The organism is Burkholderia paludis, from assembly GCF_000732615.1.
GTDB lineage: Bacteria > Pseudomonadota > Gammaproteobacteria > Burkholderiales > Burkholderiaceae > Burkholderia > Burkholderia paludis.
The window spans coordinates 20195-36402 of record NZ_JPGL01000018.1 but is presented as its reverse complement, the minus strand read 5'-3'; the positions used below and the strand labels follow the sequence as shown (position 1 = coordinate 36402).

Annotated in this window: 20 protein-coding genes; 17 read left to right on the top strand and 3 right to left on the bottom strand. The window is 69.9% G+C overall.

The genetic code is table 11. The features are described 5' to 3' along the window. Window positions 1–52: 52 nt before the first annotated feature. From GQ56_RS0113270 to GQ56_RS0113240, 7 genes are all read left to right on the top strand, one after another. The gene (locus GQ56_RS0113270; protein ID WP_031399120.1) at window positions 53–943 is read left to right on the top strand and encodes a peptidylprolyl isomerase; all 891 of its coding nucleotides are present in this window, start codon (window positions 53–55) and stop codon (window positions 941–943) included. An 8-nt stretch (window positions 944–951) separates the two neighbouring features. Continuing rightward, entirely contained in the window at window positions 952–1815 is an 864-nt protein-coding gene (locus tag GQ56_RS0113265) for a hypothetical protein (protein ID WP_031399119.1), read from the top strand. A gap of 46 nt (window positions 1816–1861) precedes the next feature. After that, window positions 1862–2239, top strand: coding sequence for a hypothetical protein (locus GQ56_RS0113260; protein ID WP_031399118.1), 378 nt, complete (start codon window positions 1862–1864; stop codon window positions 2237–2239). 65 nt (window positions 2240–2304) lie between these two features. Further along, window positions 2305–3738, top strand: a complete 1434-nt coding sequence (locus tag GQ56_RS0113255; protein ID WP_031399117.1) for a Do family serine endopeptidase — start codon at window positions 2305–2307, stop codon at window positions 3736–3738. A gap of 60 nt (window positions 3739–3798) precedes the next feature. Further along, window positions 3799–4278, top strand: coding sequence for a hypothetical protein (locus tag GQ56_RS0113250; RefSeq protein WP_031399116.1), 480 nt, complete (start codon window positions 3799–3801; stop codon window positions 4276–4278). Window positions 4279–4377: 99 nt separating this feature from the next. After that, the gene (gene tecA / locus GQ56_RS0113245) at window positions 4378–4857 is read left to right on the top strand and encodes a type 6 secretion system effector deamidase TecA (protein WP_031399115.1); all 480 of its coding nucleotides are present in this window, start codon (window positions 4378–4380) and stop codon (window positions 4855–4857) included. A 260-nt stretch (window positions 4858–5117) separates the two neighbouring features. Continuing rightward, window positions 5118–6011 (top strand): IclR family transcriptional regulator, encoded by an 894-nt coding sequence (locus GQ56_RS0113240; RefSeq protein WP_031399114.1) that lies wholly within the window; start codon window positions 5118–5120, stop codon window positions 6009–6011. Window positions 6012–6058: 47 nt separating this feature from the next. On the opposite strand, the gene GQ56_RS0113235 is transcribed toward GQ56_RS0113240, so the two are convergent. From GQ56_RS0113235 to GQ56_RS44245, 3 genes are all read right to left on the bottom strand, one after another. Continuing rightward, window positions 6059–6361, bottom strand: a complete 303-nt coding sequence (locus tag GQ56_RS0113235) for a DUF1330 domain-containing protein (RefSeq protein WP_031399113.1) — start codon at window positions 6359–6361, stop codon at window positions 6059–6061. A gap of 146 nt (window positions 6362–6507) precedes the next feature. Continuing rightward, complete coding sequence (locus GQ56_RS0113230) at window positions 6508–7587, bottom strand: porin (protein ID WP_031399112.1); 1080 nt, start codon at window positions 7585–7587, stop codon at window positions 6508–6510. A gap of 160 nt (window positions 7588–7747) precedes the next feature. Further along, entirely contained in the window at window positions 7748–7963 is a 216-nt protein-coding gene (locus GQ56_RS44245; protein ID WP_152601747.1) for a hypothetical protein, read from the bottom strand. Between the two features lie 67 nt (window positions 7964–8030). Here GQ56_RS44245 and GQ56_RS0113225 point away from each other — a divergent pair, with 67 nt between their 5' ends. The 10 genes from GQ56_RS0113225 to GQ56_RS0113180 are packed head-to-tail and all read left to right on the top strand — an operon-like array spanning window position 8031 to window position 16140. Then, complete coding sequence (locus GQ56_RS0113225) at window positions 8031–8348, top strand: non-heme iron oxygenase ferredoxin subunit (RefSeq protein ID WP_027789384.1); 318 nt, start codon at window positions 8031–8033, stop codon at window positions 8346–8348. 1 nt (window position 8349) lies between these two features. Next, window positions 8350–8661, top strand: a complete 312-nt coding sequence (locus GQ56_RS0113220; protein WP_031399111.1) for a recombinase-like helix-turn-helix domain-containing protein — start codon at window positions 8350–8352, stop codon at window positions 8659–8661. Window positions 8662–8718: 57 nt separating this feature from the next. Next, window positions 8719–9792, top strand: coding sequence for an aromatic ring-hydroxylating dioxygenase subunit alpha (locus GQ56_RS0113215; RefSeq protein ID WP_031399110.1), 1074 nt, complete (start codon window positions 8719–8721; stop codon window positions 9790–9792). Next, window positions 9785–10555, top strand: a complete 771-nt coding sequence (locus tag GQ56_RS0113210) for an SDR family oxidoreductase (protein ID WP_031399109.1) — start codon at window positions 9785–9787, stop codon at window positions 10553–10555. The genes GQ56_RS0113215 and GQ56_RS0113210 overlap by 8 nt, the downstream gene beginning before the upstream one ends. Before the next feature lie 29 nt (window positions 10556–10584). Beyond that, the gene (locus GQ56_RS0113205; RefSeq protein WP_031399108.1) at window positions 10585–11112 is read left to right on the top strand and encodes a cupin domain-containing protein; all 528 of its coding nucleotides are present in this window, start codon (window positions 10585–10587) and stop codon (window positions 11110–11112) included. An 18-nt stretch (window positions 11113–11130) separates the two neighbouring features. Further along, a complete protein-coding gene (locus GQ56_RS0113200; RefSeq protein WP_031399107.1) occupies window positions 11131–12027 on the top strand; it encodes an alpha/beta fold hydrolase in 897 nt (298 codons plus the stop codon). Beyond that, window positions 12024–12878, top strand: coding sequence for an IclR family transcriptional regulator (locus tag GQ56_RS0113195; protein WP_031399106.1), 855 nt, complete (start codon window positions 12024–12026; stop codon window positions 12876–12878). The genes GQ56_RS0113200 and GQ56_RS0113195 overlap by 4 nt, the downstream gene beginning before the upstream one ends. Continuing rightward, entirely contained in the window at window positions 12875–13672 is a 798-nt protein-coding gene (locus tag GQ56_RS0113190) for an SDR family oxidoreductase (RefSeq protein ID WP_031399105.1), read from the top strand. The genes GQ56_RS0113195 and GQ56_RS0113190 overlap by 4 nt, the downstream gene beginning before the upstream one ends. Then, window positions 13665–15332 carry a thiamine pyrophosphate-binding protein gene (locus tag GQ56_RS0113185; RefSeq protein ID WP_031399104.1) on the top strand — a complete coding sequence of 556 codons (1668 nt, stop codon included), beginning with the start codon at window positions 13665–13667 and terminating at the stop codon, window positions 15330–15332. Before GQ56_RS0113190 ends, GQ56_RS0113185 begins: the two co-directional genes overlap by 8 nt. Beyond that, entirely contained in the window at window positions 15325–16140 is an 816-nt protein-coding gene (locus GQ56_RS0113180) for an aspartate dehydrogenase (RefSeq protein ID WP_031399103.1), read from the top strand. The genes GQ56_RS0113185 and GQ56_RS0113180 overlap by 8 nt, the downstream gene beginning before the upstream one ends. Window positions 16141–16208: the final 68 nt, after the last annotated feature.

Here is a 16208-nt window from a genome sequence, read left to right as displayed (position 1 = left end):
CGCGCCGACGCAGCGTCCGCATTTCGAGGGTAATCCGGAGGGCAGTCGAACGATGATGACGAAGATGAAGTGGCTGGCAGCGGTGGCGGGCAGTCTTGCGCTGGGCGTGCCGCCGGTGGCGCACGCCGGGGACGACGTGATCGCGAACGCCGCGCAGGCGTCGGTCACGCAGGCCGATATCGCGGGGTTGTTGAAGACGGTGAGTCCGGAGGGACGCGAGCGTCTTGCGGCCGATCCCGCGACGCTGGACCAGATCGTGCGTTCGACGCTCGCGCAGAAGGCCGTGCTGGCCGAAGCGAAAGCGAAGGGCTGGGACCGGCAGGCGCAGGTGCAGGCGGCCGTCGAGCAGGCGCAGCGCGACATCGTCGTGCGCAGCTATCTCGCGTCGGTCAGCGCGCCGCCGGCCGATTACCCGTCGGACGCGGAGCTGCAGTCCGCGTACGACCGGAACCGCGCCGCGTTCAACGCGCCGCGCGCGCTGCATGTCGCGCAGATCTACATCGCGGTGCCGCCGAACGCCGATGCCGCGACGCTCGACAAGGCGCGCAAGCAGGCGGCCGAGCTTGCGAGCCGCGCGCGCGGCGGCGATTTCGCGGCGCTGGCGAAGGCGAATTCGCAGGACCAGGCGAGCGCGGCGAACGGCGGCGATCTCGGCTTCGTGCCCGATCAGCTGATGGTGCCGGCGGTCCGGCAGGCGGCCGACGCGCTGAAGCCCGGCCAGGTGTCCGCGCCGATCCAGACGCCGGCCGGCTTTCACGTCGTGAAGCTGATCGACGTACGCGCGGCCGCGCCGCGCCCGTTCGCCGACGTGAAGGCGCAACTGCGCGAGATGCTGCGCGCGCAGCGCACGCAGCAGAATGCGCAGGCGTATCTCGCGAAGCTGGCCGCGAACGCGCCGATCAACGAAGACGCGCTGAAGAAAGCGCTGGCATCCGCCCGGTAGGCGCGCGCATGGCAACCGTCCGTTCGACGCCGCGCGTCGAGGCCCCCGACGCGCGTACCCCCGGGCGCCGCCGCCCGGCCGCGGCCGCCGACCGCCCACGCATGCCGAAGGCCAACCCGTGGCCGGGCCGGCCCGGCGAGTGGCCCACGCATTGTCCGCTGTGCTTCGGCGCGCTGGAGCCGTTGCCCGGCGCCGGCGGCTATGCACGGCACCGGAGTGCGCGGTGTTCCGCGCAATGCGTGCTCACGACGCGCCAGTACCAGCCGGAGGAGCTGACGATTCGCGGCTCGCGCGACGTGCAGGTCGCCGCCGATCATCGCGAACGCTTCGTCGCGCAGTGGGCGCGCCATTACGCGCTGATGCGGCGCGCGTGGCCCGCGCTCACGATCGCGCGCTTCGTCGCGGTGATCGACTGCGTCGACGTCGCGGATCTCTGGTCGTACCGGATGCTGCGCGACGACGATCTGGCGGCCGTGCTGCTGGTGCTGGCCGGCTTCCTGCGCGTGCCGGAGGCGTCGGGCGCCGTCGAGCCGGGCGCCGCCGCACCGGGTTCCGGCGATGCGCCGGGCAGCGACGCGCATGCGCCCACCGCGCGCTGGGTGCGGTTCTGGTTCGACGCGAGCGTGCGCGACGTCGGCGATCTGTGGACGGCCGGCAGCGAGGCGCCGCCGCTGTTTCGCGTCGACTACCGCGAACCGCTCGTCACGCCGTATCCGACCGGCGCACAGGTGCATGCGTGGCAGCCGGTCGACGGCATGCGCGACGCATGGACGCGGCACGCCGATGCGCGGGAGCCGGCCGTCGGCGCAGCCGATCGCGCGGCATTCGCGCGATTTCTGGCGCGCGCGTCGGCGCGGGGCGCGAACCCGTGATGCCGGCGGCGCGAGTGCAATGGAGCCCTTTCCGAAGGAGGCGCGCATGAAGATGAGACGAAGCGTCGTCGCGACGGTCGTCTGCCTGCTGCCGGCCGCCGCCGCGCACGCGCAGGGCGGCCACGCGGCGGGGAGTGCGGCGAGTGCGGCCGCGTCGGCGGCGGCCGCGAAGCCGGTGTGCGTCGATGCGGAAGTCGACGGCCGGCGCGCACTGTCGTACGACTGCCTGAGCCAGCAACTGAAACCGAAGGCCGATCCGCAGGCGGGCGCATCGCAAACGGATTCGGAGCGGTTGTCGAAGCAGCCGTCGAACCGTCTCGGCACGTTCAACCTGTCGACCGAGCGGAACCGTTTCGGTTCGAACTGGGGGCGGTCGGTCACGCCGCAACGGCCCGATGCGCCGGTCGCGGTGCCACCGAAGTGATGCACGCGGCCAACCGTGCGGCGCGGGTGGCGATGCACCGGCGCGCACCGACGAGGAACCTCGACATGAAAGCGGGCAGGCACACAGGCCGGGCGGCGCGGCCGCGGGCGATCGCGGGCGTGCTCGCATGGGTACTCGCATGCGCGTGCGTCGACGCCTGCGCAATCACGCCGGCTGCCGAACGGCCCGCGCGGGCGGCCGCTGCGCCGCCGCCCGTCGCGCTGCCGAACTTCGCCGAGCTGGTCCGGCGCGTCGGCCCGGCTGTCGTCAACATCAGCGTCACGCGCGAAGTCACGCAGATGGGCATCCAGCTGCCGCCCGGCATCGCGCCCGATCATCCGCTCGCGCCGTTTCTCGCGCGGCGCGTGATCGGCAACCGCGAGGAGGTGAGCCTCGGTTCCGGCTTCATCGTCAGCGCCGACGGCGTGATCCTGACCAACCGGCACGTGGTCGGCGATGCGGTCGCGATCGACGTGAAGCTGACCGACAAGCGGCAGTTCACGGGTCGCGTGATCGGCAGCGATCCCGTGTCCGACGTCGCGGTGATCCGCATCGACGCGCACCATCTGCCGGTCGTCGCGACCGGCGATCCGGCGCGCACCGAGGTCGGCGACTGGGTGATGGCGATCGGTTCGCCGTACGGGTTCGCGAACACGGTCACGCAGGGCATCGTCAGCGCGAAAGCGCGTTCGTTGCCCGGCGAGCGCGCGATCCCGTTTCTCCAGACCGACGTGCCGATCAACCCCGGCAATTCGGGCGGCCCGCTGTTCGACCTCGACGGCCGCGTGATCGCGATCAACTCGATGATCTTCTCGAAGACGGGCGGCTATCAGGGGCTCGCGTTCGCGATCCCGATCGACATCGCGCTCGACGTGAAGGACCAGTTGCTGCGCACCGGCAAGGTCACGCGCGGCCGGCTCGGTGTGGCCCTGCAGGAGGTGAGCCAGGCGCTCGCGCGTTCGTTCGGCCTCGCGAGCCCGGACGGCGCGCTGATCACGGTGGTCGAGCCGGACGGCCCGGCCGCGCGCGCCGGCCTGCAGCCCGGCGACGTCGTGCTCGCGCTCGACGGCAGGCCGGTGGCCGAATCGGCGGACCTGCTCGGCATGGTCGCGGGCATGCGGGCCCGGCGGCAAGCCGATCTGCTCGTGTGGCGCGCCGGCCGCGCGATGCACGTGAGCGCGACGATCGACACGTTCGACAGCGGTACGGGGGCGGCCGGCGGCGAGCCGGGGCCCGCGCGCTTCGGGCTCGCGCTGCGCGCGGCCACGGAGCAGGAGCGGCAGCGGCTCGGCGTCGGCCAGGCGCTGGTGGTCGAGCAGGCGAGCGGTCTGGCCGCCCGCGCGGGGCTGCAGCCCGGCGATGTCGTGCTGTCGGTCAACGGTACGCCGGTCGCGAGCGTCGCCGCGCTGATGACCGAGATCGACGCCGCGCGCGGCAATGTCGCGCTGCTCGTCCAGCGCGGCGCCGCGCGGCTGTATGTACCGATCGGGCTCGGTTGACGGCCGGTCGACCGGCCGGGCGGCGCAGGGCAACGGCGAACCATCGAAACGGGAGGCGGGATGAAGCGAATGCAGGCGTGGTGGGCATCGAAATGGGGGCGGGCGCTCGCCGTCGCGTCTGCGCTGGGTGTGGGCGCCGCGCCGGCCGCCGCGCAGACGGCCGACGTGCCGCAGGCGTGGCTGCGCTACGGGCAGCTCGCCGGGCAGCAGTTCCAGGCGTGGCTCGAAGCCGACGGCGACGCGGCCGACCGTCTGCACCGTTACTTCGAGACGCGCGTGCTGAACGCGAGCGCGGACGCGCCGCTGCCCGCGATCGTCGTGAGCGCGTGGATCGGCGCGAACGGCGCCGTCACGCGTGTCGAGTTCGCGTCGCTGGGCGATACCGACGCGGACGCGACGCTGCGGCAACTGCTCACGGCCGGCCCGCTGGCGGAGCCGCCGCCGCCCGACATGCGCCAGCCGTTGCGCGTGCGGCTGAGGCTGGCGCCGAATCCCGCCGCGGCCGCCGACGCGCCCGCGGCGGCGGCGCGCATGCCGTGACGCGCACGATCAGGCCGAGGGTGGCGGATATCGTAATAAGATAAGACGTTATCGCGTCGGCGGGACCATGACGCCTTTCTTCTTCAACAGGAGCCACCCATGCAACTGACCCCGTTGGGCGGGCACGTCGCCCAGTCCGGTTTCACCGAACGGCAGAAACACGGCCAGGCGCTGATGTTCGGCATGGCCGACATCAACGAGTATGTTTCCGGCGGCGTCTGCTACGACGCCGCGGCCTATGTCCGCTATCTGCTGCGCAGCGATGCGATCATCGCGCCCGGTGCGCTGCTCGACACGATCGGCCAGCACTGGCGGGCCCGGTTCAACTTCGAGACCGGCGGGCAATGGGACGGGCGCGCGAGCATTCCGGCCGGCACGGCGGTCGGCTTTTCGCGAGGCGGCACGGTGTTCCATGCCGCGATCGCGGTCGGCGGCAGCCGGATCCGCGCCGTGAACGGCGGGCGCCTGGGCAGCGGATGGATGTATGCGGTCGATCTGGCGCGCGTGCTCGAACCCGATACGGCCGGCGGCTTTACGTACGACCGCGCGAACGTCCGGGTTCACCTGTCGCGCCTGTAGCCCGCCGTCGGGCGGCCGATTCGGCGGCGCATGCCGTGCCGGCCGCCATCCCCCGGCTGCTCGCCGCGTACGCGGCCGGGCGGACGTCCTGCCGGCGTCCGGCGATGTCCGCATGGCGTCGCGCCGTCCATCGCTGCTATCCTCTCGACCGTGAATGACTCTTCATGGCGTCGTGGATGCGCGTGCCGGCACGGCACGACCGGCTGTCCGCGACGATCCGCGACCTGTTTCGTGACTGATTTCCTACCGTCCATGTCCACATGGTCAAGACAACGATGAGCGACGCACCCGAACCCGCGGCGCCCGGCGACGACGAATCGTCCGGCGGCGCTTCGTCCTATCTGGTGCCGGGGCTCGAACGCGGGCTGCGGATCCTCGCCGAATTCTCGGCGCGCGAGCCCGTGCTCGGCGCGCCCGAGTTGTCGAAGCGCATCGGCATTCCGCGCACGACCACGTTCCGCCTGCTGCAGACGCTCGAGGCGCTCGGCTTCCTCGAGCGCGTGAACGGCGACCGCCATTTCCGGCTCGGCGTCGGCGTGCTGCGGCTCGGCTTCGAATACCTGAATTCGCTCGAACTGACCGACCTCGGCGGGCCCGTGCTCGAACGGCTGCGCGACGCGACCGGCCTGTCGACGCATCTGTTGATCCGCGACCAGCGCGACGTCGTGTTCGTCGCGAAGGCGCAGAGCAACGCGTCGATGTTCGGTTCGGTGAAGGTGCACGTCGGCACGCGCCTGCCCGCGCACGCGACCGTGCATGGCCACGTGCTGATGGGCGACCTGACCCGCGATGCGCTGCGCCAGCTGTATCCGGAAAAGCGGCTCGAGCAGTTCACCGAACGCACGCCGGGCACCGTCGACGAGCTGTACGAGCGCGTGCGCCATTACGCGCGGCTCGGCTACGCGGTCAGCGAGGCCGCGTTCGAGAGCGGCATTTCGGCCGTGACGGCGCCGGTGCGCGATCATTCGGGCTCGATCGTCGCGGCGATCACCGCGACGGTGCCGCGCTCCGAGATCGGCGAGGCGGGCGAGAAGGAGCGGCTCGTCGAAGCCGTGTGCGGCGCGGCGGTCGACCTGTCGCAGCGGCTGAACTATCGTCCGCTCGAAAGCGATCCGACGTTCGCGCACGCGCGCCACAAGGTCGCGATGTTCTGACGGCGTAGGCGTCGGTGTAGGCGTCTCGGCCCGGCCCGCCGCCGGGCTTACGCGCGCGGCGCGGGCAGGCCGTGCACGAGCAGCGCGAGCGTGTCGGCGCCCGCGTGGCGATCCTCGGAAATCTCCCGGTAGTCCGGCGACTCGACGAACCGGCGCGCCGCCGCCTCGTCGGGAAACGACATCAACACCACCTTGTCGCGGTCCCATGCGCCCTCGAGGGCGACCGGCGCATCGTCGGCCGCGAGCAGGCGCCCGTCGAACCGGCGGAATACCTCCATGAAGCGCGCCTGATACCGGTCGTATGCGTCGCGGTGCGTGAAGCGAAGTTGCGCCAGCAAATAGACTGCCACGGTCGTCTCCGTCGGTCGGGATGCCCTGATGCTACCCGTTGCCGGCCCGCCGCGCGCGGCGGCCGCGCCATCGCGGCGCGCCGGCGAAAAAAAAGCGGCCGCGCGGGCCGCTCCTGCCGGGTCGGGCGCCTGCCGCCCGGCGCCGCTCAGAACGAGTGGTGAATCCCGGTGAGCACGACCACCTGGTTCGCGGTGCTCGATACGCCGGCCGTGAAGAACGCGGCCTGCGCGCCGCCCGAGCCATGCTCGTACAGCACGTTCGCATATAGCTGCGTGCTCTTCGACAGCGCATAGATGTCGCCGAGTTCGACCTGCGTCCAGCGCCGGCCGGCCAGCGTCGTGGTCGCCGCCCCGCCCGCGATCGTGTTGAACGCGCTGCTCTGGTAGTTCACGCCCGCGTCATAGCTCTGGAACGTGTCCGAGAAGCCGTTCGACTGCATCTTCGTGCGCGTGTAGAGGCCGTGCACGAGGAAGTCGCCGAGCTGGTAGGACGCGCCCGCGCCGATGTTCTCCACCTTGTTCGCGGTGTAGCCGTTCGCGGTGTTCTGCCCCTGGAACGTCGTGATGCCGGTCGTGCTGATCAGGATCGAGCGGTCGTGCTCGTTCGAGTAGACGGCCGACGCCTTGAACGGCCCGTTCGCATAGTTCAGCGCGACGCCGACCGACTTGCCGGTCGAGAAGTTGGTCGTGTTGCCGAGCGCCATCGTCGTCGCGGCCGTGAAGCCCGCGAAGGTCGGCGAGCGGTACTTGACCGAGTTGTTGTACGGCACGTTGCCGGTCGCGGCGAGCCCGTCGATGTTGCCGGGGTGGAACGCGTACCAGCTCATCGCGAGGTAGGCCGTGCTGAGCGGATCGAGATAGTCGAACGACAGCGGCGTCTGGCGGCCGAGCGTCAGCGTGCCGTAGCGCTCCGAGCTGAGGCCGACGTACGCCGCGCGGTTCCAGAGCGTGTTCGCGGTCGCGAGCTGGCCGTTGTTCGTATAGAAGCCGTTTTCGAGCTGGAAGATGGCCGACACGCCGTCGCCGAGATCTTCCTTGCCCTTCAGGCCCCACCGATCGGGCTGCGTGTTGCCCTGGATCATCGCCCACTTCGCCTGGCCGCCGACGTTGTTCACGTACGCGACGCCGGCATCCAGGCTGCCGTACAGCGTGACGCTGCTCTGCGCCCACGCGCCCGACACGGCGCCCAATCCGATGACTGCTGCTGCTACCGCTTGCTTGACCATTTGATCTCCTGAATCTCCAACCTGATGAAAACGTGCCGTGGCGGCGCGAGCGGGAACGGCCGGGCGTCGCGCGGGATTGCCATGGATGGGCATTCGTATGTTCCATACAAGGAACAGTGTGCCTCTGATGGAATGGAGTATAGGGGCGTCGGCCGCCGGATCAAAAATAAATTTTTCGGGACGGACCGGCTTCCGGCGGCTGCGCGGCAACGCTGCGCCACACCCGGGAAAAGGCGGTAAATCCCTGCTGTAAAACAAAAAAATACTTCCGGCAAGGCGGCAGAAAGCGATCGGCGACCGGTCGGTCGGTGTTTTCCCTAGGACATGCAGCTTTTTGTTTTACTCGTGGAAAGTCGCTCCTATAATCACCATCCATAAACTGCTGTTCCTGGTATGGAACAAATCGGAGACAACCGAGCGTCGCTCAGAAGGAAGGGTGTGAGATGTCTGAACAATGGATTTGCGCCGGGCATGCCGGCGCGCTGTCGGAGGACACGCCGATCGAGTTCAAGCGGACCGACGGCGTCGAAATCGGGATCTACCGCGTCGGCGACGACGTGTATGCGCTCGAGAACGTATGCCCGCATGCGTATGCGCTGCTGACGCAGGGCTTCGTCGACGAGGGCACCGTCGAATGCCCGCTGCACGAGGCCGTGTTCGACATCAGGACGGGCGAATGCCTGAAGGGGCCGGGCGGGCGCGCGCTGAAGCAGTACGCGGTGCGCCTCGCCGGCGAGGAAATCCAGATCAAGGTGGAATGACATGAAAGAAGCGACCGTCAACTTCAATCCCTTCCTGAAGCCGTGGGTGGCGCCGCAGCCGAACAACGTCGCGGGCAAGGGGCAGATCGAGATCCCCGGCCAGGCCGGGAACCAGGTCTGGCAGAACCGCAAGGCCGCGCCGACCCAGTACGAGAACGACCTCGGCGATGCGCTGGAGCGCGTGTTCGAAGCCGGCGCGGTCGAGCTGGACGAGGTCGTCGCGGGCCTGAACCGCATCGGCTTCCGTGCGCCGGACGGCTCGCCGTGGACCGCCGAGCGCTTCCGCGCCGAGCTGGCCGCGCTCGCGGAATGAGCGCGCCGAGCGCGTGAGACCCGACGATCCGACGACAACCGCATCCGGAGCACACTGATGACGTCCCCCGTACAACACAACACGACACAACCCGACCCGGTCCGCGACTATCTCGACCGCGGCATCAAGAACTACTGGCATCCCGTCGCGCCGAGCTGGCAGGTGTCGAACGCGCCTGTCGGCCTCACGCGCCTGTCCGAGCAGATCGTGCTGTGGCGCGATCACGACGGCAAGGTCCACGCGCTGGAGGATCGCTGCCCGCACCGCGGCGCGCGGCTGTCGCTCGGCTGGAACCTCGGCGGCAACATCGCCTGCTGGTACCACGGCATCGAGGTCGACGGCGGCGGCACGGTCAGCCGTGTGCCGGCCGTGTCGAACTGTCCGCTCGAAGGCACGACGTGCGTGAAGTCGTATCCGGTCGAGGAGCGTGCCGGCGCGATCTTCCTGTGGTTCGGCGACGACGCGCATCGCGAGCCGGCGCCGCTGAACCTGCCCGAGGAACTGGTCGACGACGAGTACGCGCACTTCCTGTGCGTGTCGAACTGGACGTGCAATTACCAGTACGCGATCGACAACGTGATGGACCCGATGCACGGCGCCTACCTGCACGCGACGTCGCACTCGATGGCCGAAGGCGACAAGCAGGCCGACATGCGCGTGCGCAAGACGGACACGGGCCTGATGTTCGAGAAGATCGGCCAGCGCGACGTGAACTTCGACTGGGTGGAGCTCGGCGAAACCGGCTGCCTGTGGATGCGTCTCGCGATTCCGTACAAGCAGAAGTTCGGCCCCGGCGGCAACTTCGGGATCATCGGCTTCGCGACGCCGGTCGACGGCGACCACTGCCAGGTCTACTTCTGGCGCACGCGCAAGGTCGGCGGCTGGCAGCGCGACGTGTGGCGCTTCATGTACCGCAACCGTCTCGAGGGCCTGCACTGGGACGTGCTCGAGCAGGACCGCTACGTCCTCGAAAGCCTCGCGCCGCAAGCGCGCGATCACGAATACCTGTATCAGCACGACGTCGGCATCACGCGCGTGCGCCGGATGCTGCGCCAGCGCGCGCAGGAACATCTTTCCGCGCTTGACGCGCATCGCGCGGCGCAGGCCGCGGCGGAGCCGGCAAATGGCTGAGCACGCACCGGTCGTGTCGCTCGCGGGGCGTCGGGTGCTTGTCACCGGCGGCGCGCGCGGGCTCGGCGCGGCGTTCGTGAAGGCGCTGGTCGCGGCGGGCGCGCAGGTCGCGTTCGGCGACGTGCTCGCCGACGAGGGCCGCGCGCTGGCCGCGCAGCTCACGCAGGCCGGCCACGCCGCATTTTTCTTCACGCTCGACCTGGCCGATCCGGCGAGCGTCGACGCGTTCGTCGCGCAGGGCGCGGCGGCGCTCGGCGGCATCGACGCGCTGATCAACAACGCGGCGATCACGAACTCGGGCGGCAAGCTGTCGACGGAGCTCGACGTGTCGACCTGGGACGCCGTGATGAACGTGAACGTGCGCGGCGTGTGGCTCGTCAGCAATGCAGCGCTGCCGCACCTCGCGCAGTCGGGCCGCGGCGCGATCGTGAACCTCGCGTCCGACACCGCGTTGTGGGGCGCGCCGAAGCTGCTCGCGTACGTCGCGAGCAAGGGCGCGGTGATCGCGATGACGCATGCGCAGGCGCGCGAGTTCGGCGCGCACGGCGTGACGGTCAACGCGATCGCGCCCGGGCTGACCGAAGTCGAGGCGACGGCCTACGTGCCGGCCGAACGCCATGCGTTCTACATGCAGGGCCGCGCGCTGACGCGCGCGCAGGTGCCCGACGACGTGACGGGCCCCGTGCTGTTCCTGTTGTCGGACGGCGCGCGCTTCGTGACGGGCCAGTTGCTGCCGGTGAACGGCGGCTTCGTAATGAATTGATGTTTTTACCCTTGATGAAGGAGAGGACGATGGCGGACGCCGATCTCGAACGCAAGTCGTGGGACCAGCCCGAAGACGCAAGCTTCGGCGACTGGATGGAAGGGCGCGTGGCGCGCTACGCAACGCGGCGCTACGACTGGGACGCGCTGAAGTTCCAGGCCGACTACGACCCGAAGTACCGCCGCGCGCAGATGCGCTATGTCGGCACGGGCGGCACGGGCGTCGCGAAGGACGTCAACACGGTGCCGGCCGGCAACTTCACGTTCTCGACGATGGTCATTCCGGCCGGCAACATCGGCCCGAGCCACATCCACATCGACGTCGAGGAAATCTTCTTCGTGCTGCGCGGCAAGATGAAGGTGATCTGCGAGCGCGACGGCGAGACGTGGGAAGCGATCCTCGGCGAGCGCGACCTGATCTCGGTGCCGCCGGGTGTGTATCGCACGGAAATCAACATCGGCGAGGAAGACGCGCTGATGTGCGTGATGCTCGGTTCGTCGAAGCCGATCACGCCGACGTATCCGCCCGATTCGCCGCTCGCGAAGATCAAGCGTTGAGACGGAGCGGGCAAAGCAATGCGTGTCATCGACAAACGTGATCAGGGCCGTCCGTCGGCATTCGCCGCGCTGCTCGGGCAGTTTCCCGAGCAGCGTTGCGCGGCCGGCGTGGCCGGCACGATCGGCTATCGCGAAGCCGGCGCGCAGCATGCGGGCCGTACGCTGCCCGTCGTGCTGCTGCACGGCATCGGCTCGGGCGCCGCGTCGTGGGTGCGCCAGCTCGACGCGCTCGGCGCGTCGCGCCGCGTGCTCGCCTGGGATGCGCCCGGCTACGGCGTGTCGACGCCCGTGTCCGGCGCGTCGCCGGTCGCCGCCGATTACGCGGCGTCGCTGAACGCGTGGCTCGAGGCGCTCGGCATCGAACGCTGCGTGCTGGTCGGCCATTCGCTCGGCGCGATCGTGGCCGGCGGGCTGGCCCGCGCGCTGCCCGGGCGGATCGCCGGCCTGCTGCTGATCTCGCCCGCGGGCGGCTACGGCAGCGCGCCCGCCGACACGCGCGAATCGCGCCGCGACGCGCGGCTCGCGATGCTCGCGGAACTCGGCCCTGCCGGGCTCGCCAGGCAGCGCAGCGGCAACATGCTGTCCGGTTTCGCGAGCGAGGACGCGCGCGCCTGGGTGCGCTGGAACATGGCGCGCATCGTGCCGCACGGCTATGCGCAGGCCACGCACCTGCTTGCGAACGCCGATCTCGCGGCCGATCTCGCCGGTTTTCGCGGCCGCACGGCCGTGGCCGTCGGCGCGAACGACGCGATTACGCCGCCGGCCGCATGCGAGCGGATCGCCGCGGCCGCGCAGGTCGGGCTGCAGGTGATTCCGCAGGTCGGTCACGCCGGCTACGTGGAAGCGCCGGAGGCCTATTCCGCGCTGATCGAAACCTTCTGCCGTCAGTGCGACCTGCAACGGGGGCGCGCATGAGCGAACCGCTGCAACAAGCGCCCGACAACGGCAAGGCCGACGCCGGCTACGTGGTGCCCGGCCTCGAACGCGGGCTGCGGATTCTCGCGGAGTTCTCGCCGCGCGAGCCGGTGCTCGGCGCCCCCGAGCTGTCGAAGCGGCTCGGCATTCCGCGCACGACGGTGTTCCGTCTGCTGCAGACGCTCGAATCGCTCGGCTTCCTCGAGCGCGCCGACAAGGACCGCAATTACAAGCTGGGCATTGCCGTGCTGCGGCTCGGCTTCGAATACCTGAGCTCGCTCGAGCTGACCGATCTCGGCCTGCCCGTGATCGAGAGCCTGCGCGACGCGACGGGCTTCACGACGCACATCGTGATCCGCGACGGCCGCGACGTGGTGTTCGTCGCGAAGGCGCAGAGCCAGTCGCCGGTGTTCAGTTCGATCCGCGTGAACGTCGGCACGCGCCTGCCCGCGCATGCGACGACGCACGGCCACGTGCTGATGGGCGACCTGTCGCTGCAGGAGCTGCACGTGCTGTACCCGGAAGGCACGCTGAACCGGATGACGAGCGCGACGCCGGAGACGGTCGACGCGCTGTACGAAGTGATCCGCGAGGATGCGCTGCGCGGTTACGGCGTCAGCAACTCGTCGTTCGAGCGCGGCATCTCGGTGGTCACCGCGCCGGTGCGCAACGAGACGCAGCGGATCGTCGCGTGCATCACGGTGACGGTGCCGCGCCCGGAGATCGACGCGGCGCTGATCTCGGACGGGCTGATCGACAAGGTGCAGCGCGCGGCGGCGGAACTGTCGCGGCGGCTCAATTACCGCTCGGATGACGAGCATACGTTTCTGAAGGCTTTAGGACTCCGATGATTGAGATCGATCTGACCGGGCAGGTGGCGGTGGTGACGGGCGGTTCGTCCGGCATCGGCCTCGCGACCGCCGAACGCTTCCTGCAGGCCGGCGCGTCGGTCGCGATTTGCGGCCGCGACAGCGACCGTCTCGCGCGCGCCGAGGCCGGGCTTCGCGCGAAACATCCGGACGCGCAACTGCTCGCCGCGCGCTGCAACGTGCTCGACGAAGCCGACGTGAGCGCGTTCGCGCAAGCGGTCGCCACCCGCTTCGGCCGCGCCGACATGCTGATCAACAACGCCGGCCAGGGCCGCGTGTCGACCTTCGCCGACACGACCGACGACGCATGGCGCGAAGAACTCGAGCTGAAGTACTTCAGCATCATCCGCCCGACGCGCGCGTTCCTGCCGCTGCTGCGCGACGCGCACGCGCCGACGGTCACCTGCGTGAATTCGCTGCTCGCGCTGCAGCCCGAGCCGCACATGGTCGCGACGTCGTCGGCGCGCGCCGGCGTGCTGAGCCTCGTGAAGTCGCTCGCGGCCGAACTCGCGCCGCAGCGCATCCGGGTGAACTCGATCCTGATCGGCATCGTCGAGTCGGGCCAGTGGCGCCGCCGTCACGAGGCGCAGGCGCAGCCCGGCGAAAGCTGGGAAGACTGGACGGGCGCGCTCGCCCGCAAGAAGAACATTCCGCTGAATCGCTTCGGCAAGCCCGACGAGGCCGCCTGGGCGCTTTTTTATCTCGCAACGCATCTGTCGTCCTACACGACGGGCAGCCATATCGACGTTTCTGGAGGCTTTGCACGCCATGTCTAAAAAAACCACGGTTGGCGAGCTGATTGCCGCCTTTCTCGAGCAGTGCGGCGTGAAAACCGCATTCGGTGTCATCTCGATCCACAACATGCCGATCCTCGACGCGATCAATTCGCGCGGCAACATCCGGTATGTCGGCGCGCGCGGCGAGGCGGGCGCCCTGAACATGGCCGACGGCCTGGCCCGCGTGTCGGGCGGCCTCGGCGTCGCGTTCACGAGCACGGGCACCGCCGCCGGCAACGCGGCCGGCGCGATGGTCGAGGCGCTGACGGCCGGCACCGCGCTGCTGCACATCACCGGGCAGATCGAGACGCCGTATCTCGACCAGGATCTCGCGTACATCCACGAAGCGCCCGACCAGCTGTCGATGCTGGACGCGATTTCGAAGGCCGCGTTCCGCGTGCGCACGGTCGAGACCGTGCTGCCGACGATCCGCGAAGCCGTGCGCATCGCGCAGACCGCGCCGACGGGCCCCGTATCGGTCGAGATTCCGATCGACATCCAGGCCGCCGAAATCGAATGGCCGGAAGACCTCGCGCCGGCGCACGTCGCGGTGCGCGAGCACGACGCCGCCCGCGTGGCGAAGCTCGCCGACGCACTCGCCGCGAAGCGCCGCCCGCTGCTGTGGCTCGGCGGCGGCGCCCGCCACGCCCGCGCGGAAGTCGAACGGCTCGTGAAGCTCGGCTTCGGCGTCGTGACGAGCGTGCAGGGCCGCGGCGTGCTGCCCGAGGATCATCCGGCGACGCTCGGCGCATTCAACGTGCACGCGTCCGTCGAAGCGTTCTACAAGACCTGCGACGCGCTCGTCGTCGTCGGCTCGCGCCTGCGCGGCAACGAAACGCTGAAGTACAAGCTCGCGCTGCCGCAGCCGCTGTTCCGTGTCGACGCCGACGCGCTGGCCGACAACCGCGGCTATCGCAACGAGCTGTTCGTGCACGGCGATTCGAAGCGCGTGCTGGCCGAGCTGGCCGACCGCCTCGAAGGCCGCCTGGCGGTCGACCCGCAATTCGCGGCCGATCTCGCGGCGGCGCGCGAGCAGGCGTCGGCCGACGTGGCGAAGGGCCTCGGGCCGTACAAGACGCTCGTCGACACGCTGCAGGGCGCGATCGGCCGCGACTACAACTGGGTGCGCGACGTGACGATCTCGAACAGCACCTGGGGCAACCGGCTGCTGAAGATCTTCGAGCCGCGCTCGGGCGTGCATGCGCTCGGCGGCGGCATCGGCCAGGGCATCCAGATGGGCATCGGCGCGGCGCTGGCGGACGCGGCGGCAAAGACCGTCTGCCTCGTCGGCGACGGCGGCCTGATGGTCAACGTCGGCGAGCTCGTGACGGCCGTTCAGGAAAACGCGAACGTGATGATCGTGCTGATGAACGACCAGTGCTATGGCGTGATCCGCAACATCCAGGACGCGCACTACGGCGGCCGCCGCTGTTTCGTGCAGTTGCACCAGCCCGATTTCGCGCAGTTCTGCGCGAGCTTCGGCCTCACGCATTACCGGATCACGTCGCTCGATCAGGCCGAGGCGATCGTGCGCGAGGGGATGGCGAAGGAAGGGCCGGTGATGGTCGAGGTCGACATGCTGTCGGTCGGCTCGTTCGCGTCGGCGTTCGCGGGCCCGCCGGTGAAGAAGGAAGCGCCGACGGAGCGCCAGTATGCGTAACGCGCACGCTCCCGTCGATGTCGCGATGATCGGCTTCGGCGCGATCGGCGCGGCCGTGTACCACGCGGTCGAGCACGACGCGTCGCTGCGCGTCGCGCACGTGATCGTGCCGGAGCACCAGCGCGCGGCCGTGCAGGGCGTACTCGGCGCGGCGGTGGAAGTCGTGTCGTCGGTCGACGCACTGGCTTGCCGCCCCGCGTTCGCGCTCGAATGCGCGGGCCACAGCGCGCTCGTCGATCACGTCGTGCCGCTGCTGAAGGCCGGCACCGATTGCGCGGTCGCGTCGATCGGCGCGCTGTCCGATCTCGCGCTGCTCGACGTGCTGTCGCAGGCGGCCGACGAAGGCGACGCGACCGTGACGCTGCTGTCCGGCGCGATCGGCGGCATCGATGCGCTGGCTTCCGCGAAGCAGGGCGGCCTCGACGAAGTGCTGTACGTCGGCCGCAAGCCGCCGCTCGGCTGGCTCGGCACGCCGGCCGAGGCGCTGTGCGACCTGGGCGCGATGCGCGAGGAAAAGGTGATCTTCGAGGGCACTGCGCGCGACGCCGCGCGCCTGTATCCGAAGAACGCGAACGTCGCGGCGACGGTGGCGCTCGCGGGCCTGGGCCTCGACGCGACGCACGTGCGCCTGATCGCCGATCCGGCCGTGACGCGCAACGTGCACCGCATCGTCGCGCGCGGCGCGTTCGGCGAAATGTCGCTGGAAATGAGCGGCAAGCCGCTGCCCGACAACCCGAAGACGTCCGCGCTGACGGCGTACAGCGCGATCCGCGCGCTGCGCAACCGTGCGGCCCGCTGCGTGATCTGACCGGGCCATTGAAGGTCCGCCCGCGCCACGGCGAGGGCGGACGTGCAGACACAGATTTGTGGGACTTG

Coding starts and splice junctions, on each gene's coding strand:
- GQ56_RS0113270 (WP_031399120.1), top strand. CDS start 53: ATGATGACGAAGATGAAGTGGCTGGCAGCGGTGGCGGGCAGTCTTGCG.
- GQ56_RS0113265 (WP_031399119.1), top strand. CDS start 952: ATGGCAACCGTCCGTTCGACGCCGCGCGTCGAGGCCCCCGACGCGCGT.
- GQ56_RS0113260 (WP_031399118.1), top strand. CDS start 1,862: ATGAAGATGAGACGAAGCGTCGTCGCGACGGTCGTCTGCCTGCTGCCG.
- GQ56_RS0113255 (WP_031399117.1), top strand. CDS start 2,305: ATGAAAGCGGGCAGGCACACAGGCCGGGCGGCGCGGCCGCGGGCGATC.
- GQ56_RS0113250 (WP_031399116.1), top strand. CDS start 3,799: ATGAAGCGAATGCAGGCGTGGTGGGCATCGAAATGGGGGCGGGCGCTC.
- tecA (WP_031399115.1), top strand. CDS start 4,378: ATGCAACTGACCCCGTTGGGCGGGCACGTCGCCCAGTCCGGTTTCACC.
- GQ56_RS0113240 (WP_031399114.1), top strand. CDS start 5,118: ATGGTCAAGACAACGATGAGCGACGCACCCGAACCCGCGGCGCCCGGC.
- GQ56_RS0113230 (WP_031399112.1), bottom strand. CDS start 7,587: ATGGTCAAGCAAGCGGTAGCAGCAGCAGTCATCGGATTGGGCGCCGTG.
- GQ56_RS44245 (WP_152601747.1), bottom strand. CDS start 7,963: ATGGATGGTGATTATAGGAGCGACTTTCCACGAGTAAAACAAAAAGCT.
- GQ56_RS0113225 (WP_027789384.1), top strand. CDS start 8,031: ATGTCTGAACAATGGATTTGCGCCGGGCATGCCGGCGCGCTGTCGGAG.
- GQ56_RS0113220 (WP_031399111.1), top strand. CDS start 8,350: ATGAAAGAAGCGACCGTCAACTTCAATCCCTTCCTGAAGCCGTGGGTG.
- GQ56_RS0113215 (WP_031399110.1), top strand. CDS start 8,719: ATGACGTCCCCCGTACAACACAACACGACACAACCCGACCCGGTCCGC.
- GQ56_RS0113210 (WP_031399109.1), top strand. CDS start 9,785: ATGGCTGAGCACGCACCGGTCGTGTCGCTCGCGGGGCGTCGGGTGCTT.
- GQ56_RS0113205 (WP_031399108.1), top strand. CDS start 10,585: ATGGCGGACGCCGATCTCGAACGCAAGTCGTGGGACCAGCCCGAAGAC.
- GQ56_RS0113200 (WP_031399107.1), top strand. CDS start 11,131: ATGCGTGTCATCGACAAACGTGATCAGGGCCGTCCGTCGGCATTCGCC.
- GQ56_RS0113195 (WP_031399106.1), top strand. CDS start 12,024: ATGAGCGAACCGCTGCAACAAGCGCCCGACAACGGCAAGGCCGACGCC.
- GQ56_RS0113190 (WP_031399105.1), top strand. CDS start 12,875: ATGATTGAGATCGATCTGACCGGGCAGGTGGCGGTGGTGACGGGCGGT.
- GQ56_RS0113185 (WP_031399104.1), top strand. CDS start 13,665: ATGTCTAAAAAAACCACGGTTGGCGAGCTGATTGCCGCCTTTCTCGAG.
- GQ56_RS0113180 (WP_031399103.1), top strand. CDS start 15,325: ATGCGTAACGCGCACGCTCCCGTCGATGTCGCGATGATCGGCTTCGGC.